Origin of the sequence: Pseudomonas grimontii, from assembly GCF_007858185.1 — a bacterium.
Classification (GTDB): Bacteria; Pseudomonadota; Gammaproteobacteria; order Pseudomonadales; family Pseudomonadaceae; genus Aquipseudomonas; species Aquipseudomonas grimontii.
In genome coordinates this window covers 17,297-42,270 of the sequence record NZ_VFES01000027.1, presented here as the reverse complement: position 1 = coordinate 42,270, position 24,974 = coordinate 17,297, and the positions used below count along the sequence as shown (strand labels likewise).

General features: G+C 60.5%; 23 protein-coding genes. 12 read left to right on the top strand and 11 right to left on the bottom strand.

What is annotated here, in order from left to right; all coding sequences use genetic code 11:
- Nucleotides 1–17 precede the first annotated feature (17 nt).
- A complete protein-coding gene (locus FIV39_RS28745; protein ID WP_090401261.1) occupies nt 18–971 on the bottom strand; it encodes a homoserine kinase in 954 nt (317 codons plus the stop codon).
- A 56-nt stretch (nt 972–1,027) separates the two neighbouring features.
- Nucleotides 1,028–1,318: a DUF2782 domain-containing protein gene (locus FIV39_RS28740; protein ID WP_090401260.1), complete on the bottom strand. Its 291-nt coding sequence runs from the start codon at nt 1,316–1,318 to the stop codon at nt 1,028–1,030.
- Nucleotides 1,319–1,392: 74 nt separating this feature from the next.
- Between FIV39_RS28740 and polA the strand changes: the two genes are divergently transcribed.
- A complete protein-coding gene (polA, locus tag FIV39_RS28735; protein ID WP_090401259.1) occupies nt 1,393–4,167 on the top strand; it encodes a DNA polymerase I in 2,775 nt (924 codons plus the stop codon).
- Nucleotides 4,168–4,436: 269 nt separating this feature from the next.
- On the opposite strand, the gene yihA is transcribed toward polA, so the two are convergent.
- Entirely contained in the window at nt 4,437–5,078 is a 642-nt protein-coding gene (yihA, locus tag FIV39_RS28730) for a ribosome biogenesis GTP-binding protein YihA/YsxC (RefSeq protein WP_027608030.1), read from the bottom strand.
- A 192-nt stretch (nt 5,079–5,270) separates the two neighbouring features.
- Here yihA and FIV39_RS28725 point away from each other — a divergent pair, with 192 nt between their 5' ends.
- From FIV39_RS28725 to FIV39_RS28700, 6 genes are all read left to right on the top strand, one after another.
- On the top strand, nt 5,271–5,573 hold the full coding sequence (locus tag FIV39_RS28725; protein ID WP_090401258.1) for a c-type cytochrome: 303 nt from the start codon (nt 5,271–5,273) through the stop codon (nt 5,571–5,573).
- A gap of 33 nt (nt 5,574–5,606) precedes the next feature.
- Nucleotides 5,607–6,233, top strand: coding sequence for a c-type cytochrome (locus tag FIV39_RS28720; protein ID WP_090401257.1), 627 nt, complete (start codon nt 5,607–5,609; stop codon nt 6,231–6,233).
- 168 nt (nt 6,234–6,401) lie between these two features.
- Nucleotides 6,402–7,037, top strand: coding sequence for a thiol:disulfide interchange protein DsbA (gene dsbA / locus FIV39_RS28715; RefSeq protein WP_027608027.1), 636 nt, complete (start codon nt 6,402–6,404; stop codon nt 7,035–7,037).
- 10 nt (nt 7,038–7,047) lie between these two features.
- A complete protein-coding gene (locus tag FIV39_RS28710; protein WP_090401256.1) occupies nt 7,048–7,926 on the top strand; it encodes an endonuclease/exonuclease/phosphatase family protein in 879 nt (292 codons plus the stop codon).
- Nucleotides 7,923–9,998, top strand: coding sequence for a GGDEF domain-containing protein (locus tag FIV39_RS28705; protein WP_090401255.1), 2,076 nt, complete (start codon nt 7,923–7,925; stop codon nt 9,996–9,998). Before FIV39_RS28710 ends, FIV39_RS28705 begins: the two co-directional genes overlap by 4 nt.
- A gap of 88 nt (nt 9,999–10,086) precedes the next feature.
- Nucleotides 10,087–10,863: an N-acetylmuramoyl-L-alanine amidase gene (locus FIV39_RS28700; protein ID WP_090401254.1), complete on the top strand. Its 777-nt coding sequence runs from the start codon at nt 10,087–10,089 to the stop codon at nt 10,861–10,863.
- Between the two features lie 8 nt (nt 10,864–10,871).
- On the opposite strand, the gene FIV39_RS28695 is transcribed toward FIV39_RS28700, so the two are convergent.
- Entirely contained in the window at nt 10,872–12,659 is a 1,788-nt protein-coding gene (locus tag FIV39_RS28695; protein WP_090401253.1) for a KinB sensor domain-containing domain, read from the bottom strand.
- Between the two features lie 10 nt (nt 12,660–12,669).
- A complete protein-coding gene (algB, locus tag FIV39_RS28690; protein WP_065926864.1) occupies nt 12,670–14,016 on the bottom strand; it encodes a sigma-54-dependent response regulator transcription factor AlgB in 1,347 nt (448 codons plus the stop codon).
- A 389-nt stretch (nt 14,017–14,405) separates the two neighbouring features.
- On the opposite strand from algB, the gene FIV39_RS28685 reads away from it, so the two are divergent.
- The 5 genes from FIV39_RS28685 to FIV39_RS28665 all read left to right on the top strand — a co-directional run bounded on the left by FIV39_RS28685 (nt 14,406) and on the right by FIV39_RS28665 (nt 18,804).
- Nucleotides 14,406–14,705 (top strand): hypothetical protein, encoded by a 300-nt coding sequence (locus FIV39_RS28685; RefSeq protein ID WP_065926887.1) that lies wholly within the window; start codon nt 14,406–14,408, stop codon nt 14,703–14,705.
- A gap of 81 nt (nt 14,706–14,786) precedes the next feature.
- Nucleotides 14,787–14,951: a DUF1328 domain-containing protein gene (locus FIV39_RS28680; protein ID WP_003170804.1), complete on the top strand. Its 165-nt coding sequence runs from the start codon at nt 14,787–14,789 to the stop codon at nt 14,949–14,951.
- A gap of 2 nt (nt 14,952–14,953) precedes the next feature.
- Entirely contained in the window at nt 14,954–15,421 is a 468-nt protein-coding gene (locus FIV39_RS28675) for an inhibitor of vertebrate lysozyme family protein (protein ID WP_065946470.1), read from the top strand.
- Between the two features lie 727 nt (nt 15,422–16,148).
- Nucleotides 16,149–17,480: a glutamate/aspartate:proton symporter GltP gene (gene gltP, locus FIV39_RS28670; protein ID WP_090401252.1), complete on the top strand. Its 1,332-nt coding sequence runs from the start codon at nt 16,149–16,151 to the stop codon at nt 17,478–17,480.
- 94 nt (nt 17,481–17,574) lie between these two features.
- Nucleotides 17,575–18,804 (top strand): nucleoside recognition domain-containing protein, encoded by a 1,230-nt coding sequence (locus FIV39_RS28665; RefSeq protein WP_090401251.1) that lies wholly within the window; start codon nt 17,575–17,577, stop codon nt 18,802–18,804.
- A gap of 93 nt (nt 18,805–18,897) precedes the next feature.
- On the opposite strand, the gene FIV39_RS28660 is transcribed toward FIV39_RS28665, so the two are convergent.
- The 6 genes from FIV39_RS28660 to FIV39_RS28635 all read right to left on the bottom strand — a co-directional run bounded on the left by FIV39_RS28660 (nt 18,898) and on the right by FIV39_RS28635 (nt 24,938).
- Entirely contained in the window at nt 18,898–19,512 is a 615-nt protein-coding gene (locus tag FIV39_RS28660; RefSeq protein ID WP_090401250.1) for an ABC-type transport auxiliary lipoprotein family protein, read from the bottom strand.
- Entirely contained in the window at nt 19,509–20,447 is a 939-nt protein-coding gene (locus tag FIV39_RS28655; RefSeq protein ID WP_090401249.1) for an MlaD family protein, read from the bottom strand. The genes FIV39_RS28660 and FIV39_RS28655 overlap by 4 nt, the downstream gene beginning before the upstream one ends.
- A 1-nt stretch (nt 20,448) precedes the next feature.
- Nucleotides 20,449–21,252 carry an ABC transporter ATP-binding protein gene (locus tag FIV39_RS28650; protein WP_090401248.1) on the bottom strand — a complete coding sequence of 268 codons (804 nt, stop codon included), beginning with the start codon at nt 21,250–21,252 and terminating at the stop codon, nt 20,449–20,451.
- A complete protein-coding gene (locus FIV39_RS28645) occupies nt 21,249–22,397 on the bottom strand; it encodes an ABC transporter permease (RefSeq protein ID WP_090401247.1) in 1,149 nt (382 codons plus the stop codon). Before FIV39_RS28645 ends, FIV39_RS28650 begins: the two co-directional genes overlap by 4 nt.
- A gap of 54 nt (nt 22,398–22,451) precedes the next feature.
- The gene (locus tag FIV39_RS28640) at nt 22,452–23,483 is read right to left on the bottom strand and encodes a DUF5924 family protein (RefSeq protein ID WP_090401246.1); all 1,032 of its coding nucleotides are present in this window, start codon (nt 23,481–23,483) and stop codon (nt 22,452–22,454) included.
- A gap of 72 nt (nt 23,484–23,555) precedes the next feature.
- Complete coding sequence (locus tag FIV39_RS28635) at nt 23,556–24,938, bottom strand: M16 family metallopeptidase (RefSeq protein WP_090401245.1); 1,383 nt, start codon at nt 24,936–24,938, stop codon at nt 23,556–23,558.
- Nucleotides 24,939–24,974 lie beyond the last annotated feature (36 nt).

Below are 24,974 nucleotides of genomic sequence, written 5' to 3'. Positions count from 1 at the left end.
TGCCGCCTCCCACATTTTTAGAGCGCGAACGGCAGTTGGATTGTGACCTGCTGGCGCTGTACCAAGCGATGCTCGAACTCGGCGGGATCGTGGATCAACACATCCTGCCCGGCAAACGACTCTGCAGCGATCAGGCGCGACAGCCAGAACCGCACGCACGCCACCCGCAACATGGTCGGCCATAGCTCGGCCTCCTTGGCCGTGAACGGCCGCAGGCCGGCGTAGGCCCCCAGCAGTGCTCGGGCGCGCGGCCCATCAATCACGCCATCGGCGTCCGAACACCAGTCATTCAGGGCGATCGCCACGTCGTACAGCATCGGGCCGGAGCAGGCGTTGTAGAAGTCGATCAGGCCGGTCAGGTGGGTGCCTTCGAACATTGCATTGTCGCGGAACAGGTCGGCATGCACGTTGGCGCGCGGCAGGGCGAGGATCTCGGCCTTATGGGCGTCGATTTCAGTCAATGCAGCGTGCAGCAGGCTTTGCTGTGCATCGTTCAAGTGCGAAATCAGCTGCGCACCTTCGCTGAGCATCCAGTCCAGCCCGCGATCGGTCTTGCGCTCCAGCACTTTCTCGCCTTGCGTCGCCAAGTGCAGATGGCCGAGCAGGTCGCCGACCTGGGCGCAATGCTGTGCGTTGGCGTCCTTGATGTGCTTGCCGGCCAGGCGTGGTTGCAGCAGTGCTGGTTTGCCGGCCAATTCGCGCAGGGCCACGCCATCGGTGGTGCGCAGCGCGTAGGGCACCGGCAGGTCGGCGTCGTGGAGCACGTCGAGCAGTTCGATGAAGAATGGCATTTCCTGCACGGGGCCGCGTTCAACCAGGGTCAGGACGTACTCGCCCTGTTCCAGGCTGATAAAGAAATTGGTGTTTTCGCTACCAGCGGCAATCCCCTGGAAGTCAAGCAGGCGGCCGAGCCCGTAGGGGGCGAGAAAGGTTTCCAGCTCGGGCCGAGCCAGGGGGGTGAACACAGACATGGTTAAAACTGCCAGTACGGGCGCCGCAGTGGGCGGCGCCAATTGAAGTTAAGAAATCATTTCCATTCGAAGATCTTCCATGACGGGATCAGCATATCCGGCTGGTCAGAGCGGATGAAGTTCGCGTCTGTTCCGTCCGCGCGCACCAGGAAATACGGTGGCGCGCCTTTTACGGTCACCTTGATTGCATACAGGAAGCCGTTTTGACGGTACTCCTGGATTGTCCGGTCGCCTTCCGTGCGAATGGTAACTTCCGGATCACCCGAAGGGGCACTGTCTGCTGCGATGGCAACCATCGGAGCGAGTGCAATCAGGCCGGTCAACAGCAGGCGATTGAATGTACGCATGATAACCTTGTCCCTTTGTTTTCATTGGTCCGGCTATTCTAGCGCCTGACCCGCCGAAAAGGTTGATCCTGCTCATGAGCCAAGCACCCCTCGTCCTGGTGGACGGTTCGTCTTACCTGTACCGCGCGTTCCATGCGCTGCCACCGCTGACCACCTCCAAAGGCCTGCCGACCGGTGCGGTCAAGGGCGTGTTGAACATGCTCAAAAGCCTGCGCAAGCAGTACCCGGACAGCCCGTTCGCGGTGGTGTTCGACGCCAAGGGTGGGACGTTTCGCGATGACATGTACGCCGGATATAAGGCCAACCGCCCAAGCATGCCCGATGACATGCGCGTGCAAATCGAACCCCTGCACCAAAGCGTGATCGCCTTGGGCTTCCCATTGCTATGCGTCGAAGGCGTCGAGGCCGATGACGTGATCGGCACCCTGGCCCGTAGCAGCGCGGCCGCTGACCGTCCGGTGGTGATCTCCACCGGCGATAAGGACATGGCGCAGTTGGTCGACGGGCACATTACCCTGGTCAACACCATGACCGGTAGCTCGATGGACATTGAGGGCGTAAAGGAGAAATTTGGTGTCGCTCCGGAGCAGATCATCGACTATCTGGCGTTGATGGGCGATTCGTCCGACAACATCCCGGGCGTTCCGGGTATTGGTCCGAAGACCGCTTCCGGCTTGCTGGTGGGCGTGAATGGCGGCCTCAAAGAGCTTTATGAGCAGTTGGACATTGTGCCGACCCTGCCGATCCGGGGCGCCAAGACGCTGCCGGCGAAGCTGGAAGAGCATAAGGAGATGGCATTCCTTTCCTATCAGTTGGCGACGATCAAGATCGATGTGCCGCTGGACATTGGTCTGGACGATTTGCACCTGATTGAACCGGATCGCGAAAAGTTGCTGGAGCTTTACACCCTGCTGGAGTTCAAGAGCTGGTTCGATGAGATTCAGCGCGATGCCAAGCGGGTGGAGCTCAAGGCCGCGCCTGTTGCCGAAGAGATTGTTGAGGCTGCACCGGCAGAGACAACCTATACCACCATCCTCGACCAAGCCACATTCGATGCCTGGCTGAAGAAGCTCAATGACGCGACGTTGTTCGCCTTCGACACCGAAACCACCGGGATCGACGCTCAACAGGCGCAACTGGTGGGGGTGTCCTTCGCCGTGCAGCCCCATGAAGCGGCCTACATCCCGCTGACCCATTCCTACATCGGTGCGCCGCAGCAGTTGGATCGCGATACCGTGTTGCTGGCCCTGAAGCCATTGCTGGAAGATCCGAGCAAGCTCAAGGTCGGCCAGCACGCCAAGTTCGACATGAATATCCTGGCCAACTGCGCCATCGGCGGCGACCCGGCGAATGGCATCAGCGTGCGCGGCATTGCTTTCGACACCATGCTTGAATCCTACGTGTTGAATTCCACCGCGACCCGCCATGACATGGACAGCCTGGCCAAGAAGTACCTGGACTACGACACCGTCAGCTTTCAGGACATCGCCGGCAAAGGCGCCAAGCAGCTGACGTTCGACCAGATCCCGCTCGAACAGGCTGGCCCTTATGCCGCCGAAGATGCAGACGTGACGTTGCGCCTGCATCAGGCATTGCACGCACAGCTTGCGGCCATACCGAGCCTGGCGAGTGTGCTGACAGACATCGAAATCCCCCTGGTACCGGTGCTGGCGCGTATCGAGCGCCAAGGCGCCCTGGTGGATGCGCAGCTGCTCGGTGTCCAGAGCATCGAGTTGGGTAACAAGATGGTTGAACTGGAGCGCCAGGCGTTCGAGATCGCCGGCGAAGAATTCAATCTGGGTTCGCCCAAGCAGCTCGGGGCGATTCTCTACGAGAAATTGGGGATGCCGGTACTGAAGAAGACTGGCAAGGGGCAAGCGTCCACGGCTGAAGAAGTGCTGGCCAAACTGGCCGAAGATGACTATCCGCTGCCCAAGGTACTGATGCAGTACCGCAGCATGAGCAAGCTCAAAAGCACTTACACCGACCGCTTGCCGGAGCAGATCAACCCGCGTACCGGACGTGTTCACACCTCTTACCATCAGGCGGTGGCGGCGACCGGGCGGCTGTCTTCCAGCGACCCGAACTTGCAGAACATCCCGGTGCGTACCGCTGAAGGGCGGCGCATTCGCCAGGCATTTGTGGCGCCTAAGGGCTACAAACTGCTGGCGGCGGACTATTCGCAGATCGAACTGCGGATCATGGCGCACCTGTCCAAGGACGAGGGGCTGATGAATGCGTTTCGCAATGACCTGGACGTGCATACCGCCACGGCGGCCGAGGTATTCAAGGTTGAATTGGCTGAGGTCACGTCCGATCAGCGTCGCAGTGCCAAGGCGATCAACTTTGGCCTGATCTACGGCATGGGGGCGCAGAAGCTCGGCAAGGACATCGGTGTCGATACCAAGACCGCAAAGGCTTATATCGATGTGTACTTCGCCCGCTACCCAGGAGTTCGCGAGTACATGGAGCGCACCCGCGCCCAGGCTGCCGATCAAGGCTACGTGGAAACCTTTTTCGGGCGTCGGCTGTATTTGCCGGATATCAACTCCAACAAGCCCCAGGAGCGTGCGGCCGCAGAACGCACGGCGATCAACGCGCCGATGCAGGGCACGGCGGCGGATATCATCAAGAAAGCCATGGTATTGGTGGATAACTGGCTGACCGAGTCGGGCCTGGATGCCAAGGTGATCCTGCAGGTGCACGATGAATTGGTGCTGGAAGTGCGTGAGGATCTGGTGGCAGAGGTCAGCGAGAAGATTCGCGAGCACATGAGTGCGGCCGCGCAGTTGGATGTGCCGTTGGTGGTGGACGTTGGCGTAGGCAACAACTGGGACGAAGCGCACTGATTTCGCGGCCTCACCGCCACCGCGCAGGGTGGCGGAGTGCTTTAGATCGGAAACGGCCGTCGGTTATTTCCAATAGTTTTTTGAACCTGCCGGAACTTAACCTGTGAACTGCTACTCAGAGTTACTGAATGGGTGGTGAAGCCCTTCAATGCTCCTATGTTGTGTTAAGTGTTGGCAGATATCTGGACCCCGCCCTAGCGGTCCGGAACTTGAACCCCGAACTTCCCCTCCCCATACGAAGTCCGGGGTTTTTTTTGCCCGCAGAAAAGTTATTCCGCGAGTTCCGCACCTTTGTCAGCCAATTCCATCCAGCCGGCCAACACGGTATAGGCATCTTCCAGGCCCATGCGCTTGGGCGCCGAGAACAGCTGGATGGTAATGGTGTCACCCCAACCCTTACGGATTTCGGACTGCACTTTGAGAAGGGTGTTCTTGGCTGCGCCGTAGGTGAGCTTGTCGGCCTTGGTCAGCAGGATATGCATCGGCATGCCGCTGGCGACAGCCCAATCGAGCATCAGCAGGTCGAAGTCGGTCATTGGATGACGGATGTCCATCATCAGGATCAACCCCTTCAAACTCTCGCGGCCACCCAGATAAGCCTCCAGGTGACGCTGCCAGTGCAGCTTCAGCGGGATAGGTACTTTTGCATAACCGTAGCCTGGCAGGTCGACCAGACGCCGATCATCGTCTAGCTTGAAGAAGTTGAGTAACTGTGTGCGACCCGGGGTTTTCGAGGTGCGCGCCAGGCTGGCGTGGGTCAGGGTGTTCAGTGCGCTGGATTTACCGGCGTTGGAGCGGCCGGCGAAGGCGACTTCAAAGCCTTCGTCATCGGGGCATTGGTCAACTTTGGCGGCGCTGAGCATGAAGGTGGACTGTTGGCACAGGCCGAGGATGGGGTTCTTGAGTTGCATGAGATTTCCGATGTGGGCGGTGCCGAAAAAGGGTGCGGCAAGCGGTGTCGTTTCCGTTTCAGTAGCGCCAGTATATAATGCCGCAGATTTTGTGTGTGCTTTGTCCCAGCGAAGGATGAAGTTCACGGGAGCGATAGACCTTTATTGCGCATTAGAACGCAAAACGCTCTCAAACCCTGAAAAGGTCGATGTATGACCAGATGGTTGCTCGCTATCGGTGTCCTGATTCCGCTTTATGGTGCTCAGGCTACACAGGATCCGGAAGCGCTGTACAACCGAGTTTGCGTGGCTTGCCATGCTGGCCAACTGCCGAATGCCCCGAAGCGGGGTGACCAGGCAGCCTGGGCGCCAAGACTGGCGCAGGGCATGGACACGCTGGTGCAACACGTGACCCAGGGTTTCAAGGCAATGCCGCCGCGTGGTTTGTGCATGGACTGCAGTACCGAGGATTACCAGGCCATCATTGAGTTGATGGTGAGTAAACCCGGTAGATAACTCTTAAACCCTTAGCCGTAGTTGGATTAGCTGATGAACAAACTGATCGTGAGTCTGCTGTTGACCTTGGGCATCACCGGTGTTGCCTTTGCTGCAGAGGGCCCCCCTAAAGGTGTTGCCACTGCCGGCCAAGCGAAAGCCGCCGTATGTGGTGCTTGCCATGGGCCGGATGGTAACAGCCCGGCGCCGAACTTCCCCAAACTGGCCGGCCAGGGTGAACGTTACCTGACCAAGCAGATGCACGACATCAAGGATGGCAAGCGCACGGTCCTGGAAATGACCGGCTTGCTGACCAACCTCAGTGATCAGGACCTGGCGGATATCGCGGCGTATTTTGCCAGCCAGAAAGGCAGTGTGGGAGCTGCTGATCCGAAGCTGGTGGCCCGTGGCGAAAAACTGTTCCGCGGCGGTGACCTCGATAAGGGCCTCCCAGCCTGCATTGGCTGCCACTCGCCAAATGGCGCAGGGATTGCTGCAGCGGGCTTCCCGCACCTGGGTGGCCAGCATGCCCAATACGTTGCCAAGCAGTTGACCGATTTCCGTAAAGAAGAAGCCGGCCGGGCCAACGATGGTGATGCGATGATCATGCGTACCATCGCTCGCAAGCTGAGTGACGAGGACATTGCAGCCGTCTCCAGCTACATCCAGGGCCTGCACTAAGGTGCACGCAACGTTAACGCTCGATTAATCCATCGATGCAAGCATAAAAAGGGTGGCTTAGGCTGCCCTTTTTTGTGGCCGCTGCCGTTACACTAACGAACTCATGCCCGCGTAGACCTGTCACAACAAAGGTCGCGTGAGGCGACTTTATTTGTCCAGGAGTAAAGCATGCGTAATCTGATCCTCAGCGCCGCTCTCGTCACTGCCAGCCTCTTCGGCATGACCGCGCAAGCTGCCGATGTGCCGCTTGAAGCCGGTAAGACCTACGTTGAATTGGCCAACCCAGTGCCGGTTTCGGTACCGGGCAAGATCGAAGTGGTGGAGCTGTTCTGGTACGGCTGCCCGCATTGCTACGCTTTTGAGCCGGTCATCAACCCTTGGGTCGAGAAGCTGCCTAAAGACGTGAACTTCAAGCGCATCCCCGCCATGTTCGGCGGCCCATGGGATGCCCACGGCCAACTGTTCCTGACCCTCGAAGCCATGGGTGTGGAGCACAAGGTCCACAACGCCGTATTCGACGCCATCCAGAAACAAGGCAAGCGCCTGACCAAGCCGGACGAAATGGCTGACTTCATTGCCACCCAGGGCGTCGACAAGGACAAGTTCCTGGCCACCTTCAACTCCTTCGCCATCCAGGGCCAGATCAAACAGGCTAAGGAACTGGCGCAGAAGTACGGCGTGCAAGGCGTACCGACCATGATTGTCAACGGCAAGTACCGTTTCGACCTGGGCACCACCGGTGGTCCTGAAGCGACCCTCAATGTTGCCGACCAGCTGATCGCCAAAGAACGCGCAGCCAAGTAAGGGGCTCCTCATGCGCCGCTGGGGTACCGAACGTGTCGTTGGCCTGCATGAACCGCAGGTTAACGAACATCACCTGGAGTCCACAGGCTTGCCGGCGGACAGCCGTCTGCGCCTGCTCAGCTTCAATATCCAAGTGGGCATCAGTACCGAGAAGTACCGGCACTACGTCACCCGTGGCTGGCAGCACTTGCTGCCCCACAACGGCCGTGCCGGTAACCTGCAGAAGATCGGCGACCTGTTGAGTGATTTCGACTTGGTCGCCCTGCAGGAAGCAGACGGCGGCAGCATGCGTTCCGGCTATATCAATCAGGTCGAACACCTGGCGCATCTGGGGGCCTTCCCCTATTGGTATCAGCAGCTCAATCGCAACCTCGGGCGCCTGGCGCAGCACAGTAATGGTGTGCTCAGCCGCTTGAAGCCAACGGCCATCGAAGATCACCCGTTGCCGGGCCCCAAGGGGCGCGGGGCGATTCTCGTGCGTTTTGGCGAAGGGCCTGAAGCCTTGGTGGTGGTGATGATGCACCTGGCGCTCGGAGGGCGTACGCGCAACCTGCAGCTGGCCTACGTGCGCGACCTGATTGGCAACTACAAGCATCAGGTGTTGATGGGTGACATGAACACCCACGCGAACGACCTCCTGCTGAATTCCCCGTTGCGTGACCTCGGGTTACTGGCGCCGCAAGTCGAAGCCACGTTCCCCAGCTGGCGCCCGCAACGCTGTCTAGACCATATCCTGCTCAGTCCGACCCTCACGCTTGAGAGTGTGCAGGTGCTGGCGCAGCCCATCTCCGATCACCTGCCGGTCGCGGTAGAGATTCGTCTGCCGGGTTCGCTCACGGCTGATGCATTACCCGCGTTGAGCCCCGGCCCTCGCGGACCCCTTGCATGAGCGACGACGCCCAGCGCTGGAAAGAAAAATACCTGTTAAGTATCGAGCAACAAGAAAAGCTCGAACGCCGTTGGGCTGCCCGCCTCGACCTGCTGCGCCGTGGGCTGGTGCGCAGTACGCTGGCGGCGGAAGGGACCGACCGCGCGGTTGACCAATGCATGAAGGAAATGCGCGACGTTGTGCGTACCGACGACATGGACGCCGCCCTCGCCGCCTTGCTGCCGCGCCTGGAGAAGGCGGTACTGGATTCGGAGCAGCGCCGCGAAACCCGGATCGACCAGATGAGCAGCGCACTGACGTCCCTGGTTACGCAGTTGCAAAAGCTGCCGCTGCCTCGTGAGGTAGCTCGTCCGCTAAAGACCTTTGCCAAGCAGTTGGATGGCCGCGTCAGCCAGGCCCGTGAGATCCCGTTGTTGCTTAGCGAGTTGAGCAGCCTGCAAGGGCAGGCGCTGAATAACCTGGAGCCGGAAGGTGAAGCTGTGCGCCCAGGGCCGGGTTTGTTGCAACGCCTGTTTGGTGCCAAGGACGTTTCGAGCGAGGCCGCGACCAGCGAGCCCGTCCCCAGCCCGCCCCCGGCACCTGTTGCGCCTGTCGCGCCCAAGCCTGCCGCCGAGCCTCAGGAGCCCGAACAGTCCGACGAGTTGACGCAAGCGCTGCGGGCATTTTCACCGCCGCCTGATGAGCCGGTCGCCGCGCAGCCTGGAGCTGCAGCGCCCGCCAAGGTTGCCGATGTCGCCAGTGAAAAGTTTGTGTACGAGGCGCCTGCTCAAAAGGTCGCAGTGGCTGCGCCTGTCGACGTATCTTCGGCACCTGTCGAGCCCAGGGAGCCCGAGCCGCAGGTGGAAGAGCCCACCTCCGAAAGCGCTCTCGCCGCCTTTATCGAAACGCCGCAGGTTGCCGTCGAGGCGCCGGAGGAGACGGTGATCGGCAGCCTCTCGCTCCCACCGGTTCTCGACGCCGAAGAACTGGACCCCGACGAACTTCAATCGGATGGCCCCTATTCCTTGCCGGATTCACCGGAGCCGTCGTACAGCTCCGTGGCCAAGCACATCGAAGACACCCTGATCGGCCTGCTGGAAGAGCTGGCTTTGCCCGAGCGCCATCGGCCTCAGGCCGAAGCCATGCGCGAGCGCTTGGCCCACGGGTTGAATTGGTACGAATTGCTGCCGATCCTCGATGACCTGGCGGTGCTGATGCTGGCGATCACCGACAGTGGCCACCACGAGTTCGAGGCTTACCTCAAACAGCTCAACGAACGCCTCGAAGCCTTCCAGGGTCATCTGCAAGTGGCCAGCGACGGCCATGCCGACAGCCGCTCTGCGGCCAGGGAGCTGGACACGCAGATTCGCGAACAGGTCGACGGTCTGCAAAGCAGCGTCCAGGAAGCGGCGGACCTGGACAGCCTCAAGCAGGTGCTCGAAAGCCATCTGGAAGGTTTGCTCGGGACCATGGACGAGCACCAGCAACAACGTGACCGGCGCGAGCAGGAAGTGGCGGCGCGCTTGAAAGGCCTGGCCGAGCGGGTCGCCAATATGGAGCAGGAAGCCCAGGGCTACCGTGAGCACCTGGAGGTGCAACGCCAGAAGGCCCTGATCGATCCGCTCACCGGCTTGCCTAACCGCGCGGCCTGGAGCGAGCGCCTGGATCATGAGGTCAATAGCTGGCACCAGCGTGGCAATAGCCTGTCGCTCGCGATGTTGGACCTGGATCACTTCAAGCGCATCAACGATGGCTATGGTCATCTGGCGGGTGACAAGGTGCTGAAAATCATCGCCAACGTACTGCGCAAGCGCCTGCGCCCAAACGACTTTATCGCGCGGTTTGGCGGTGAGGAGTTTGTGTTACTGATGCCCGACTCATCCCTGTCGGATGCCCTGGCAGTGGGTGAAGTACTGCGTGCCGCGATTGCGGCCTGCCCATTCCACTTCAAGGGCGAACCGGTGACCATTACCGTGTCCATGGGCGTGGCGCAGTTGCAGCCGAGTGAGCGCAGCGAGCTGGCACTCAAGCGGGCCGACGAGGCGTTGTATCGGGCAAAGGCGGCTGGGCGTAATCAGGTGCAGGCGGCGTAAAAGATGTTCGATTGTGTAATTTGCCCGCTGGGCCACAAACGGTACGTTACACTGTTGCATTATCGTCCTCAGCGTACTGTCTTCCGTCATGAAATCCTTGTACTTCGCCTTTGTATTTCTTCTGCTCGCCGGCTGCGCCAGTGGTCCGCGCCTGGACACCAGCCACCCCTCGGCGAACCACGACAACCGCGTGCAGTTCGTGGTCGTCCACTACACCTCGACCAATCTCGAACGTTCCCTGGCCCTGTTGACCCACGGCCAGGTCAGCGCGCATTACCTGATCGGTGACGACGCCGGCGCCACCATCTACAAGCTGGTGGATGAAGGCCAGCGTGCCTGGCATGCCGGCGAAAGCGAGTGGATGGGGCGTACCTGGCTCAATTCCAGCTCCATCGGCATCGAGATCGTAAACCCCGGCTACAAGGACACACCCACAGGCCGCTTGTGGTACCCGTACTCCGAGGCCCAAGTGAAATCGCTGGTGGTGTTGCTCAAGGACATCAGCAAGCGCAATGGCATCGACCCCAGGAACATCATCGGCCATAGCGATATTGCGCCCCTGCGCAAGCTCGACCCGGGGCCGCTGTTTCCCTGGAAGCGCCTTGCCGATGAAGGCCTGAGTGTGTGGCCGGATGCCCAGGCCGTGGCCCGCTTCCAGGTGCAGTACGCCGCTGAATTGCCGAGCATTACCTGGTTCCAGGAAGAGTTGGCGCTCCTTGGTTACCCGACACCTCAGACGGGTGAGTTGGATGTCGCCACGCGCCATGTGATCGCGGCGTTCCAGATGCGGTTCCGGCCATCGCTGTTTGATGGCATGCCGGATGCCGAAAGTGCTGCCATCTTGCGTGCCCTGAACCGGCGTTAAGCTCGTTCCTACAAGGGCAGCGCCATATAGAACTGGGTGCCCTGCCCCGGCCGTGAATACACCCCCATGCGGCCGCCATGCAACTGCACGATCTCCTTGCACAGCGCCAGCCCCAGGCCGGCGCCGCCCTTCTTGCGGCCAACCTGGACAAAGGGTTCGAAGATGCGTCCCTGTTGGCCATAAGCGATACCTTCGCCGTTGTCTTCGACGCTGATAATCACCCGTTCGCCATGACGTCGCGCCTGCAGGCGAATTTGCCCACCGTCGGCGGTATGCCGCAGGGCATTGCCCAACAGGTTGTCGAGTACCCGTTCCAATTGCGCCTGGTCGGCATACAGCCGTGGCAGGTCGGATTGGACTTCTACCAACAGTTCGATGTGTTGCGCATTGGCGGGCTCCACAAAGCGCGCACGGGCGTGTTCGAGCAGATCGGTCACGTCGCAGGGGCCCAAGGTGAGTTTCTGCAGGCCATTCTGGTAACGCGAGAAGTTGAGCAGGTCGTTGATCAACTGCATCAGACGCTGCATTTCTTCATTGACCGTATCCAGCAGGTCCGCTTCACGGGATTCCGGCGGGAACTTCGCGCGTTCACGGAACAGGCCGAACGCCATATGCATGCCGGTCACCGGCGTGCGCAGTTCATGGGAGGCGCGCAAGACGAATTCGCTGCGTACCCGTTCGAAGGCGCGCTGTTCGGTGACATCGTGCAGCACCATCACCGCCCCAAGGATATGTCCCTGGGTATGGCTGACGGGTGTGAGGCTGTAGGTCAGCAGGCGCAGCTCGCCCTCTACTTCGACTTCCAGGTCTTCCGGTGCGCGCTCCAGATTGCCGCCGCGCAACACCAGTTGCAGTTGTTCATCCAGCTCCGGGCGCACCAGCGCTTCGCCAAGGCCTTGGCCGAGGCGCTCCTCGTCCCAGCCCAATTGGCGTTGCGCAACGGGGTTGAGATGCTCCAGGCGGCCTTGGCGGTCAATCATCAGCAGGCCATCGTCGATGCTGTCGAGCACGGCTTGCAGGCGCTGCTGGCCGGCCAGCAGTTCGTCAACATTGGTTGCCTGATGCTGGCGCACCGCCTCCGCCATAAGCCCGAAGCGACGGGTCAACAGGTTCATTTCCGCTGCCGAAGAGATCGGTAGCGTCACTTCAAAATCACCCTGGCCGATCTTGTCCGCGGCTTTTGCCAGCGCTTCGATCGGCCCGCCAAATCGCCGGGCGATGCCATGGGCCGTGACAAATCCGATGATCAGCACTGCAAGGCCCACCAACCCCAGCAAGCCGGCGATCAGCAAGGCGCGCGCGCGGGATTTATGCTCGCTGTTGCTGATGTTTTCCAGGGCCTGCTTATGTTCGGCAATCAGCCCGTTGCGCAGCGCATTGAAGGCTTCGGTGAGTTTTTCCTTGCTGCCCGGTGGTGGCGACGCTTGCTGGGATTGCTCGAATGCGTCCAGTAGGTTCTGGTATTGGGTTCGCGCCTGGCTGAAACCGTGGCTATGACCGTCGCGTTGCTCATGGGCGATGCCTTGGTCAAGCAGGTCGAAGTAGCGTTGCTTGGAGCTTTGCAATGCCTGCGGATCGGGGCGATGTTCCAGCATCATGAGCAATTGGTCGCCCAGGCTTTGGCGCAGTTTGAGCCCCAGGTCCAGCGTGACGAAGTTGCTGCGAATCAGGGACTCCTGGGTCTTGGCCATTTGCATGACGCTGACCAGACCCAGGATCAGACCCAACAGGGCGACGGTAATCAGCGCTGAGATACTCAGGAACAACCGAGTGCGCAGTTTCATCGCGAGTTTCATAAGGTGCAGCTCACAGGTTGTACTGTTTGCGTTTGCGGTACAGGGTCGACGCGTCGATGCCGAGCGTGCGGGCCGCCTGGTCCAGGGTGTCGCTGGTGGCCAGTACGGCGCCGATATGGGCTTTCTCCAGCTCGTCCAGGCTCAGCGCCGCGCCAATGCGTGGGGCGTTATTGGTCGGTTGCTCGGCCATGCCGAGGTGGATGATTTCGACCTTTTCCTGTGGGCAGATGATGCTGGCGCGTTCCACCACGTTGCGCAGTTCGCGGATATTGCCGGGCCAGCGATAGTTGAGCAGGGCTTCGCGTGCTTGATCACTGAAGCCACGCGCCGGGCGGGCGTATTCCTTGACGAAGCGCGCCAGGAAGCGGTCTGCCAGGGTGAGGATGTCTTCACTGCGCTCGCGCAGCGGTGGCAGGTGCAAGGTGATGACATTCAGGCGGTACAGCAGGTCTTCACGGAAGCGGCCATCGCGCACCATGTCTTCCAGGTTCAGGTTGGTGGCGGCCAGGATACGTACATCGGCACGCCGGGTGACCGGGTCGCCCACGCGCTCATATTCCTTATCCTGGATAAATCGCAGCAACTTGGGTTGCAGTGTGAGGGGAAAGTCGCCGATCTCGTCGAGAAACAGCGTACCGCCGTCCGCCTGGTTGACCCGGCCCAACGTGCTCTCACTGGCACCGGTAAAGGCGCCACGGCTATGGCCGAACAGCTCGCTTTCCATCAGTTCTGCCGTCAGCGACGGACAGTTGATGGTCACGCAGGATTTCTTCGAGCGCTTGCTCCAGCCGTGAATGGCCCGGGCCAATTCGCCTTTACCCGTGCCGGATTCGCCGAGGATCAGGATATTGGCATCGGTGCCCGCCACTTGGCGTGCGGTTTCCAGCACAACCATCATCGACGGGCTATGGGAATCGAGGCCGTCCTTCTGCTGGCGGACGGCGCCCTCCAATGCTTCCAGGCGTGCGGAAAGCTGGCGCACTTCCAGCTGTTTGGCGGTGGCCAGGCGAAGTTGGTCGGGGCTGCAAGGCTTGACCAGGTAGTCGGCGGCACCCGCCTGGATCGCGTCCACGGCGGTATCGACGGCGGAATGGGCGGTGACGATCACCACACGCATCCACGGCGCCTGGATCCGCATCTGGGCCAATACATCCAGGCCATTGTCTTCACCCAGGCGCAGGTCCAGGAAGCACAGGTCGAACACCTGGCGTTGCATCAGGGCATCGGCCTGGGCGGCGCTGTTGGCGGTGGCGACGGTGTAGCCTTCATCTTCCAGGCAATAACGGAAGGTGCGGAGGATCGCGGACTCGTCATCCACTAAAAGAATGCGGCCTTGAAGTTCCTTGGCTGATTCCATCTGTCCCGCGCTCCTTAACTATGAATGATGGTGTTTAGTCCCGGAATAATCGGGCAAGTTGCATGGTTTATTCTGATCGATAAAAAGCAACGTCGTGCAGCTATCTGCAAGTCTTCCTACAAAGCCCCGTCTGATGGCGTTTTCATGCCGTCTTGCCACTTCGGCAACTCAACCCGCGCATTCGATCCTTTGACCCGACCGCTGGCCATCGTGCATTTCGCACGGCCTGTAGCGGTGGATCGTGCAGGATGCTGCGCCGCCAGTTGAGCCTTAATTTATAAGCTATTGATTTTAATGGTTTTTATTTTGTGAAAAAGCTGGCATGCGCTCTGCAATACCTCTCTCAAGAGCGTCATGAACGAATAATCAGAATGCGGGAGAAAAGCAGCATGACTCGCCAACACCTCAGCCAACTGCGTGTATCGCCACTGCGTATGCAACAGGGGCTGTTTGCCAGCCTGGCCCTGATGGTCACGCTGATTGCAGGCCAGCAGATGCAACATTGGCAGCAGAGTCAGCCCCAAGCCCCGCAATTCGAACGTCCGGTAATGACCCAGACCCATTTCAGTTCCATTGAGAGCCGTGCCGTCGGGAGCGTTTCTGCCGATGTGACCGCCAAGCAATTGAGAGTGGCCGATCAGGACTCCACCCTGGGCGAGCTGCCAACCCAAGAGCGTTGGGTGTTCTAGGCAAAAACGTCGGACGCTTGTGTTGAGCGCCTGAACGGCATCACCGCTGTTACCTTTTATAGAAGCGTAAGGAGAATCACCATGTTGAGTTGGGCAATCACATTTCTGATCATCGCCATTGTGGCCGCAGTCCTGGGCTTCGGTGGTATCGCGGGCACCGCCACGGGTATCGCCAAGATTCTGTTTGTGGTCTTCCTGGTGATGTTCATTGCTTCGTTCTTCTTTGGTCGTCGCGGCCGAGGCTGAAAATGACCACTTTGTCCCTCAAAGCGATTGCTGCCGCTGTGCTCTTGGGCGGCAGCGGCTTCGCGATGGCCGCCAATGACGGTCAGTCGCGGGCCAACGAACTGCTCAGCGCGGATCCGCAGTACCGCGAGACCTGGCAAGGCGTGGTGAAGAAAGAAGAGCGCCTGCCGGAATGGGTCTTGAACCTGTCGGGCACGGCCGAGCAGATGAATGCCGTGGAAGAAGATGGCGATAAGTACTTGGTGGGGCCGCTCTGCGAAACTGCGGATACGTGCCTTAACAAGCGCCTGATCGTGGCCTTCAGCCTCGACAAGGAAGATGCCTACGCCATGTTGGTGGAAGTCCCTGCCGGTTTGCCGGCGGACAAGTCTCCGACGCGGCATGCCGATTACCGGTTTATCGGTAAGCCGGACGAAGGCATGCAGAAGCTGCTGATGGAGCAGCTGAAGAAAGATCCGAATTGGTACTAGGTTGCGTCTGACGGGTCTGTCGTCTGCGCGATCAGCGTCCATAGAAAGAAGCCCCTCGCTTCTTTCTGTCTGCATCCCCCGCCAAGGGGGATGCGTGACCAGGGGGCCGGGTTGTTCTGATCAATTGAGATCGGCGTGACCTACGGGCACAGGGAGTGCCTGCGCAAGGGCCAGGTCAGGTGAAAAGCTGCGACGCAGGTTCACAAGCCCACGGCTTGCTGAACTTGCGGCGGGCTTATCACTCTCATTCCCGCCTCGTATGCCGCCCATAGCTGCAAATTCCCCTTTCGCCTGTTACCAACCATTACTTGGTGTGTCAGGGCGACCATCTATCGAGAAAGTTTTGCTCGCGCTATAGGACGTTTCCGACGCTCGACGGCAGAGCTCTCGGGTATTTCTGCCATCCTCCCCAAGACGTTCAGAATCTCTGCGCGAGCCTGAACTGGCCGGTTCACGGCATATTCACAGGACAAAATGTCACATTTGAACTGACCGTTCGGACAGTTATTATGAAAAAAAGTCATGCCGATTCGGCATGGGGTAGGCGTTTACGGCATTAGACGTCGTCCCCTTGCATGGGAATAGTTGCGCCTTTTTTCGCCTGCCAGTAAGCCATTTCGGCCACGCTGCGGTGACCTTTCATGGAGGCAGATGCACACACTTTTTCGCTTTCGAGCGTTCCAGCTGGCGCATTTGCCTTAAGTTCACTTGAAGTAAGGGTAATGACATGAAGAAGGCAAAGCTAAGCCTCGCCTGGCAGATCCTCATCGGTTTGGTGCTGGGGATTGCAATCGGTGCAGTGCTCAACCATTTCAGCGCTGAAAAGGCCTGGTGGATCAGCAATGTGTTGCAGCCAGCGGGCGATATCTTTATCCGCCTGATCAAGATGATCGTGATCCCGATTGTGATTTCCTCACTGATCGTCGGCATTGCCGGTGTTGGTGACGCGAAAAAGCTCGGGCGTATCGGCGTCAAAACCATCCTTTACTTCGAAGTGGTCACCACCATCGCTATCGTGGTCGGGCTACTGCTGGCCAACCTGTTCCATCCGGGCGCAGGCATCGACATGAGTACCCTGGGTACCGTCGATATTTCCAAGTACCAGGCGACCGCCGCCGAGGTGCAGCATGAGCATGCGTTCATCCAGACCATCCTCAACCTGATCCCGTCTAACATCTTCGCCGCTGTAGCCCGTGGCGAGATGCTGCCGATCATCTTCTTCTCGGTGCTGTTCGGCCTGGGCTTGTCGAGCCTCAAGCCGGAGCTGCGCGAGCCGCTGGTGACCATGTTCCAGGGCGTGTCCGAGAGCATGTTCAAAGTCACCCACATGATCATGAAGTACGCCCCCATCGGCGTATTCGCGCTGATTGCGGTGACCGTGGCCAACTTCGGCTTCGCCTCGCTGCTGCCGCTGGCCAAGCTGGTTATCCTGGTTTACGTCGCCATCCTGTTCTTCGCCTTTGCGGTGCTGGGCCTGATCGCCCGCCTGTTTGGCTTCTCGATCCTCAAGCTGATGCGCATCTTCAAGGACGAGCTGGTGCTGGCCTACTCCACCGCCAGTTCCGAGACTGTTCTGCCGCGTGTGATCGAGAAGATGGAAGCCTACGGCGCGCCAAAGGCCATCTGCAGCTTCGTGGTACCGACCGGCTACTCGTTCAATCTCGACGGTTCGACCCTGTACCAGAGCATCGCGGCGATCTTTATCGCCCAGCTGTATGGCATCGACTTGTCGATCGGCCAGCAACTGATGCTGGTATTGACCCTGATGGTCACTTCCAAAGGCATCGCCGGTGTGCCGGGCGTGTCCTTCGTGGTGCTGCTGGCCACCCTGGGCAGCGTCGGCATCCCGCTGGAAGGCTTGGCGTTCATCGCCGGTGTCGACCGCATCATGGACATGGCCCGTACCGCACTGAATGTGATCGGCAACGCCTTGGCCGTGCTGGTCATCTCCCGTTGGGAAGGCATGTACGACGACGCCAAGGGCGAGCGCTACTGGAACTCCCTGCCGCACTGGCGCACCAAGCAGGCGCTGCCGGCCGGTGAAGTCAGCCGCGGCTGATAACGGCTGAACAAAACAAACCCCGGGAAATCCGGGGTTTGTCGTTTCTGTCAGCCCCGCTATCATTCGCCCCATCTTTCGGGGGATTCAACTGATGCTCAATGGCCTGTGGCTTGGCTTCTTTGTCGTGGCAATGGTGTCAGCACTGGCGCAATGGCTGGTCGGCGGTAACGCCGGGATTTTTGCGGCGATGGTTGAAAGCATTTTCGCCATGGCCAAATTGTCGGTGGAAGTGATGGTGCTGCTGTTCGGCACCCTGACGTTATGGCTGGGCTTTTTGCGTATCGCCGAAAAAGCCGGGATTGTCGAATGGCTGGCCAAGGCCCTTGGCCCGCTGTTCTTGCGCTTGATGCCGGAAGTGCCGGCCGGTCACCCCGCTATCGGCCTGATCACCCTTAACTTTGCCGCCAACGGCTTGGGCCTGGATAACGCAGCAACACCTATCGGCCTGAAGGCCATGAAGGCACTGCAAGAACTCAATCCCATCCCGAACACGGCGACTAACGCGCAGATCCTGTTCCTGGTGCTCAATGCATCCTCCCTGACCCTGTTGCCGGTGACGATCTTCATGTATCGCGCCCAGCAAGGTGCGCCCGATCCGACGCTGGTATTCCTGCCGATCCTGCTGGCCACCAGTGCGTCCACATTGGTGGGCCTGCTGTCGGTGGCGGTGATGCAGCGCCTGCGGCTGTGGGACCCGGTGGTGCTCGCCTACCTGATTCCCGGCGCATTGGTACTGGGTGGGTTCATGGCCCTGCTGGCGACCCTCTCGGCCACCGCATTGGCCGGGCTGTCGTCGATCCTCGGCAACCTGACGTTGTTCGGCCTGATCATGCTGTTCCTGCTGATCGGTGCATTGCGCAAGGTGAAGGTGTACGAGGCGTTTGTCGAAGGGGCCAAGGAAGGTTTCGATGTCGCCAAGAACCTGTTGCCGTACCTGGTGGCGATGTTGTGTGCGGTGGGCGTATTACGTGCCTCCGGCGCGCTGGATCTGGGCCTCGAAGGTATTCGCCATGTGGTGGCCTGGACCGGCATGGACACGCGTTTTGTCGACGCCCTGCCGACCGCAATGGTCAAGCCATTCTCCGGCAGCGCGGCCCGGGCGATGTTGATCGAGACCATGCAGACCCAGGGTGTGGACAGCTTCCCGGCGTTGGTGGCGGCGACGATTCAGGGCAGTACGGAAACCACCTTTTATGTGTTGGCGGTGTACTTCGGCTCGGTGGGCATCCAGCGGGCGCGGCATGCCGTAGGGTGCGCGTTGCTGGCTGAATTTGCCGGTGTGGTGGCGGCGATTGCGGTGTGCTACTGGTTCTTTGGCTGAGGCTTGGATTGCTATCGGGAGCAAGCCCCCTCCCACATGTTGATCTGTGAATACACTCAAAATGTGGGAGGGGGCTTGCCCCCGATGAGGCCCTCAGCGTTTCCCCGCCCCGTTGCCCTGCTGAACAACCCACTCCACCACCTGCCTGTTCAACTGATCTCCCGCCAACCCAAACCCGGCCACCACCGCCGGCACTTTGGTGTCAGTCACCGGCTGGTGCACTTCAAACCGCCGGCTGGCAATAATCCGCTGATCACTCCCACGCACCAGGCGTGCGTCGAGGCGGATCACCACCTCTACCGCACTGCCGCGGTACTCACTCTGAAACGCCTGCAACTGCCCGCCCAGCTCATAGTCGGCCTGCAGGTTGGTGTCGTCGGTGCTCAACAGCGTCACGCGCCCATCACCTTGGAAACCGTCCATCAGGCGATTACGCAACAGCACCGGCGCCGGGTCGCTCCAGCGTGAGTTCGCATAGCTGCTGATCAAATCGCCGTTGGGCACCACGGCGATGCGCGCGCTGTCGAGAAACTCACTGGTCTGCGGCTTGGCCAGACGCAGCGACCAGTTGACCGGCGCTCCCTGCTGGTTGACGGCCTGGGCCGAGGGCAGTCGGTACACGTCCGACGGATCCGCCTTGGGCAGGATCGAGCATGCGCTGATCAGCGCCAGGGCCACAGGGGCGATCATTTGGTAAGCACGCTTCATGGCGTGAACTCCTTGTTCTTGTCGCTGCCCAGCAGGTAACCGCTGGGGTTGGCTTCCAGGCGGCGGGAGATGGCGCGCAGTGAGCCGAGGGTTTCGCGCAGTTCACGCACCGCCGGCGCCAGTTCGTTGAGGCCCTGCATGCCGCTGTTCACCGAGTCCTTGTTGTTGGTCAGCAAGGTATTGATGGTGGCGGTGCTTTGCTCAAGGGATTTCATCGCCTGTTCGGCGCTGCCAAAGGCCTGTTTGCCTTGATCGTTGAGCAAACCGTTGGCATTACGCATCAGCACCGTGGTCTGCTCCAGGGCGGCGCTGGCCTGTTTGCTCACCTGCATCAGTTGCTGCATCACCACCTTGATGTCGCCGCGCTGATCGGCAATGGCACCGGTGGTTTGCTGCAGGTTGTCCAGGGTTTTACTGATGCGGTCGACGTTTTCCGCAGAGAACATGTCATTGGCGTTGTGCAGCAGCAGGTTGATGCTGGTCATCAGGTCGTTGCTGTTATTCAGCAACCGCGCGATAGGCGATGGCGAGGCGATGATCTCCGGCAGGTTGCCGTCCTTGCCCTTGAGCTCCGGACTTTGCGGGGTGCCGCCGCTGAGTTGGATGATCGACGTGCCGGTGATGCCGGTCAGCGCGAGTTTGGCCTGGGTGTCTTCCTTGATCGGGGTCTGGCCGGCCAGGCGGATGCGCGCGAGTACGCGGCGCGGGTCCTTGGGGTCCAGGCGCAGGCTGATGACATCGCCCACCTTGATCCCGCTGTACTGCACCGAGCTGCCCTGGGACAGGCCACTGACCGCCTCGTTGAAGATCACTTCGTAATCCTGGAAGGCGCTGTCGACGCTGGATTTGGCCAGCCACAGGCCAAACAGCATCGCGCCGACCACCACGATCACGCTGAACAGACCGATCATCACATGATGGGCTCGGGTTTCCATGTCATACCTCGTTGAGCGGTTGAGCGGCATCCAATGCCGCGCGGCCTCGGGGGCCGTGGAAATATTCGTGAATCCAGGCGTCGTTCGTTTCCGAGACGACATCGATGGCATCGGCCACCAGCACCTTCTTCTGCGCCAGCACCGCCACACGGTCGGTGATGGTGTAGAGCGTGTCCAGGTCATGGGTGACCAGGAACACGCTCAAGCCCAGCGCGTCACGCAGGGTCAGGATCAGTTGATCGAATTGCGCCGCACCAATCGGGTCGAGGCCGGCGGTGGGTTCGTCGAGAAACAGGATGTCCGGGTCTAGCGCCAGCGCGCGTGCCAGGGCTGCGCGCTTGATCATGCCGCCGGACAATGACGCGGGGTATTTGTCGGCCGCTGACAGCGGCAGCCCGGCCAACGCCAGCTTTACCGCAGCCAGGTGCTCGGCATCACGGCGGCTGAGCCCTGCATGTTCGATCAGCGGCAGCGCCACGTTCTCGGTCACCGTCAGCGAGGAAAACAGCGCGCCCTTCTGGAACAGTACGCCAAAGCGCCGTTCCACCAGCGAGCGCTCATGTTCCGGCAAGCTCGGCAGGTTCTTACCGAACACCCGCACTTCGCCCTCACTGGGCCGGCGCAGGCCGACGATGCTGCGCAGCAGCACCGATTTACCGCTGCCGGAGCCACCGACCACCGCAAGGATCTCGCCCTTGTACAAATCCAGGTCGAGATTCTCGTGCACGCGCTGGCTGCCAAAGCGATTGCACAGGCCACGCACTTCAATCACCGCCTCGGTGGGCGCACGGTGTAGCCGACTCACCAGCCCATCTCCATGAAGAACAGCGCGGCAACCGCATCCAGCACGATCACCACAAAGATCGATTGCACCACGCTGGAGGTGGTGTGGGCGCCGACCGATTCGGCGCTGCCGCTGACCTTGAAGCCTTCCAGACAGCCGATGGCGGCGATCAGGAAGGCGAAGAAGGGGGCTTTTACCATGCCGACCAGGAAGTGCTGCACGCCAATGTCCGATTGCAGCAGCGAGAGGAACATCGCCGGCGAGATGTCCAGGGCCACGGCGCAGACCACGCCGCCGCCAACGATCCCCGCCAGCATCGCCATAAACGTCAGCATCGGCAGCGCCACCAGCAACGCCAGCACGCGCGGCAACACCAGCAATTCCATCGGGTCCAGGCCCAGGGTGCGGATGGCGTCGATTTCTTCATTGGCTTTCATCGAGCCGATTTGCGCGGTAAAGGCGCTGGCGGTACGGCCGGCGATCAGGATGGCGGTGAGCAATACGCCGAATTCCCGTAGGAAGGAGAACGCCACCAGGTCGACGGTGAAAATAGTCGCGCCAAAACTCTTGAGCACCGTAGCGCCGAGGAACGCCACCACGGCGCCCACCAGAAAGGTCAGCAAGGCGACGATGGGCGCGGCGTCGAGGCCGACCTGCTCAAGGTGAGCGACCATCGGCGTCACGCGCCAGCGCTTGGGCCGGAAAATGCCCCGGGCGAAGGTTTCTAGGATCAGGCCGATAAAGCCCAGCAATTGCTTGCTGTCTTGCCAGACCTTGTCCACGGCCCCGCCGATACGCGCCAGCACCTGAATGCCGGTGGCTTCTTCCGGTGCTTTGTCCGGCACGCAAAAATCGTTGAGGGAGCGGTAGACGGTCTTGAGCAGCGCGCGGTCGGCGGCGGACAGGCTGCAGTCGGTCTGCTCGGCGGATTGTTCGATACGGGTGGGCCCCAGCAGCTCCACCAGCAGTGAGGCACCGGCGGTATCCAGGGCGCCGAGGCCATTGAGGTCGATGCGCGCACCGGCGTCGTATTGGCCGTCGAGCTTGTCCGACAGCTTCTTCAGGTTTGCGTAGTGGGCAAGCGTCCAGTCCCCTGTAATCCGCAGTAACGGGGGAGCGGTGGACGTATCGAGGTGGGCTGCGCCGGCCGTGGTACTACTGGTCATAAGCTCCGAGCTTGTCTGGCTATCCACAATTCCTACGTAATAGCACGATCCTGCCTACTTTGGGTTGTCGGTTTGTGCTGTGTCCGTCACTTTAAAACGCAGCACGCCGATCACCTGGCCGTCCTCCGTCAACACCTGGACTTGCCAGCGCCCTACCGCTTCGGGCGGGAAGTTCTGCTTGTGGGTCCAGGCGCGGTAGCCTTCCTTGCGCCCGCCGTGGATGTCCAGAGCGATGCGGTCGACCTCTTTGCCGTTGAATTTCCACACGTGGTAGATGCGCTCGTCCAGGCCGCGCGGCGCGTTGATCGCGGTGTAGGCGTAGAGCCCGGTGCTGCGCAGTTGGCTGGCGTTGACCTCCTTGAGATCGTCGCCTGGGGTGCGGTCCTGCAACTGGGTGCTGATCGCCACTTCGGTCATCCACAAGGTGGCTGGCGGTACCCAACTGCGCAGGAACCACCCCGCACAACCAATGGCGGCCGTCACCCCGAGCAACATCGCCCAGCCTTTGAGGCTGCGCAGCGGTAGGCTCACTGCCAGGCTTGGAATCGACAAGGCCATGGCCACGCCGAGGGCGAGTTTGTAACTTTCGGCCGTAGTCAGGTGCAGGATGATTGGCAACGCAGTGAGCAGCGCGGCGAACAAGGTCAGGGTGTGCAACGCGAGGAACAGCGAGCGCTTGGGTGCCAGCCATTTGTAGTACAGCGGGTCGACGATCGACACCAGCGCGGCCGCGCCGAGTAGGCCGGTGAACACGGATTGGCCGCTGTTCCAGGCAGTGGTGACGAAAAAGAACGGCAGTACGAAGAACAGACTTTCCTGGTGGATCATCTGGGTCGCGTAGCGCAGCAGGGGTTCGGGTATCTCCCGCTTGAAGACTTTGGTGAACAGCTGGGTAAAGCTGTTTTCCAGCATCAGCCACAGCCAGCTCACCAGCATGATCACTGCGATCCAACTGGCCATGCCCTGCTGGCGATCCACCAGGATGAAGCTGCACACACCCGAGATAAAACCGCCGAGTGCTATCACCCCTGGGTAGCGCTTCATCAGTTCAAGGATGCGGGTGATTAAGCGGGTCAGGTTTTGCATTCGGCGGTTCGCAGTCTTTATAGGAAAAAATCCCAGACAGAATAACGTCTTAGCCCAGGGTTCGGTGCCTCATTACGCGATCCGTTTGCGATAACTGCGCACGCCGATCAACGCGATCGCAATCAGCCCGAGCACGCCGGCGCCGATCCAGCTGAGCATGTCGTAACTCAACAGCGGTTTCTCGATGCGCCAGTAACCCGGTTGCTTTAGTAACTCGCGCATGGCCTGGCCGGTCTGCTCCAGGCTCACGGCCTTGATGCGTTTGACCGGGTCGCTGAAGTGGCCGTTGTCATAATCGCCTGAGGCGCTCCAGTAATAATCGGCCAGCGCGCTGTTGCCCTGCACGGCCCAGGCCTGGCGGGCGATGGCGGCCTGTTTCAGGCGGGCAAATACCGTTGGGTCAAGGCCGTCCTTGAGCAGTTGCGCCTTGAGGTCTTGCAACACCTGCTCGGCTTCGGCGAGGTTGTCCCGCTCGAGGTCGGCATTCAGGCTGAGGAAGCCAACGCCGCCGAGCACTTCGCGCTCGCTCCAGGGGCCGTAGGACAAGCCATGCTTGAGGCGTAGTTGGCGGTACAACGCCCAGTCCAGGTAATCCTTGAGCAGGTCGTAGGTTTCATCATGCTGGTCGTCCAGCACCGGCTCGGGGAACAGCCAGTGCAGTTTGGCACTGTCACCCACCCAGCCGTGGATCAGGTCGCGGTGGCTGGCGGCGGCGTGCTGGATTTGCGGCAGCGCCGGATGCTCGCTGGGTTCGATCGGGTCCAGTTGGCCGTAGGTGCGTTCCAGGTAGGCGGGCAGCAGTTTGTCGAGGTCGCCGACGATGATCAGGGTCATGTTGTTGGGGGCGTACCAATTTTTGCGTAGCGCCTCCAGTTGATCGCGGGTCAAGTGATCGACCTCGGCGCGTTCGGCGCATTTGAGCCCCAGCTCCACCGCCAACTGATTACTGGCGGTGTGGCCCAGGTCCTGGCGGTCGAGCAGGCGTTGCAGGTGAGAGTAATGACCGCCGTCTTCGCGTTCGACCACCCGCTTGGCCGCGTTGATATTGGCGTCGGTCAACTCGGTGCGAGTGATGATCGCCAGCAGCAGGTCCAGCACCTTGCGCTGGTTTTGCGCGGGCGCCTCGATCACAAAGGTGGTGTCGGCGTTGCTGGTGTAGGCGTTCCATTCACCACCCAGGGCCTGCATGCGGTCTTCCAGCTCGCCTTCGCCGCCGCCGTCTAGGCCGCTGAACAGCAAGTGTTCGAGCAGGTGCGGCAGTTCCTTGTCTTCGCAACTGAAGTCGTCCAGGCCTACGCCGACAACCAGGCGAATCGCCACATGGCCACGTTCGGTGCCCGGTTTAAGCAACAATTGCAGGCCGTTGGGCAAGGTGTAGCCCTCGACCTGCAGGCGGTCAAAGGCGAAGACGTGGGCAGAACCCATGAGCAGGCAAGCGAACAACAGGCGACGCATAACTAGCTTCCTGGCGAGTGAGGTCAGCTTTAACTG

Bases quoted from the DNA above. Each gene is read 5' to 3' on its own strand.
- FIV39_RS28675 (WP_065946470.1), top strand. From the start codon at position 14,954: ATGACCACTTTGTCCCTCAAAGCGATTGCTGCCGCTGTGCTCTTGGGC.
- FIV39_RS28640 (WP_090401246.1), bottom strand. From the start codon at position 23,483: ATGCAAAACCTGACCCGCTTAATCACCCGCATCCTTGAACTGATGAAG.
- FIV39_RS28660 (WP_090401250.1), bottom strand. From the start codon at position 19,512: ATGAAGCGTGCTTACCAAATGATCGCCCCTGTGGCCCTGGCGCTGATC.
- FIV39_RS28655 (WP_090401249.1), bottom strand. From the start codon at position 20,447: ATGGAAACCCGAGCCCATCATGTGATGATCGGTCTGTTCAGCGTGATC.
- gltP (WP_090401252.1), top strand. From the start codon at position 16,149: ATGAAGAAGGCAAAGCTAAGCCTCGCCTGGCAGATCCTCATCGGTTTG.
- FIV39_RS28645 (WP_090401247.1), bottom strand. From the start codon at position 22,397: ATGACCAGTAGTACCACGGCCGGCGCAGCCCACCTCGATACGTCCACC.
- algB (WP_065926864.1), bottom strand. From the start codon at position 14,016: ATGGAATCAGCCAAGGAACTTCAAGGCCGCATTCTTTTAGTGGATGAC.
- FIV39_RS28680 (WP_003170804.1), top strand. From the start codon at position 14,787: ATGTTGAGTTGGGCAATCACATTTCTGATCATCGCCATTGTGGCCGCA.
- FIV39_RS28745 (WP_090401261.1), bottom strand. From the start codon at position 971: ATGTCTGTGTTCACCCCCCTGGCTCGGCCCGAGCTGGAAACCTTTCTC.
- FIV39_RS28710 (WP_090401256.1), top strand. From the start codon at position 7,048: ATGCGCCGCTGGGGTACCGAACGTGTCGTTGGCCTGCATGAACCGCAG.
- FIV39_RS28695 (WP_090401253.1), bottom strand. From the start codon at position 12,659: ATGAAACTCGCGATGAAACTGCGCACTCGGTTGTTCCTGAGTATCTCA.
- FIV39_RS28685 (WP_065926887.1), top strand. From the start codon at position 14,406: ATGACTCGCCAACACCTCAGCCAACTGCGTGTATCGCCACTGCGTATG.
- FIV39_RS28700 (WP_090401254.1), top strand. From the start codon at position 10,087: ATGAAATCCTTGTACTTCGCCTTTGTATTTCTTCTGCTCGCCGGCTGC.
- FIV39_RS28740 (WP_090401260.1), bottom strand. From the start codon at position 1,318: ATGCGTACATTCAATCGCCTGCTGTTGACCGGCCTGATTGCACTCGCT.
- polA (WP_090401259.1), top strand. From the start codon at position 1,393: ATGAGCCAAGCACCCCTCGTCCTGGTGGACGGTTCGTCTTACCTGTAC.
- FIV39_RS28725 (WP_090401258.1), top strand. From the start codon at position 5,271: ATGACCAGATGGTTGCTCGCTATCGGTGTCCTGATTCCGCTTTATGGT.
- dsbA (WP_027608027.1), top strand. From the start codon at position 6,402: ATGCGTAATCTGATCCTCAGCGCCGCTCTCGTCACTGCCAGCCTCTTC.
- FIV39_RS28705 (WP_090401255.1), top strand. From the start codon at position 7,923: ATGAGCGACGACGCCCAGCGCTGGAAAGAAAAATACCTGTTAAGTATC.
- FIV39_RS28635 (WP_090401245.1), bottom strand. From the start codon at position 24,938: ATGCGTCGCCTGTTGTTCGCTTGCCTGCTCATGGGTTCTGCCCACGTC.
- yihA (WP_027608030.1), bottom strand. From the start codon at position 5,078: ATGCAACTCAAGAACCCCATCCTCGGCCTGTGCCAACAGTCCACCTTC.
- FIV39_RS28720 (WP_090401257.1), top strand. From the start codon at position 5,607: ATGAACAAACTGATCGTGAGTCTGCTGTTGACCTTGGGCATCACCGGT.
- FIV39_RS28665 (WP_090401251.1), top strand. From the start codon at position 17,575: ATGCTCAATGGCCTGTGGCTTGGCTTCTTTGTCGTGGCAATGGTGTCA.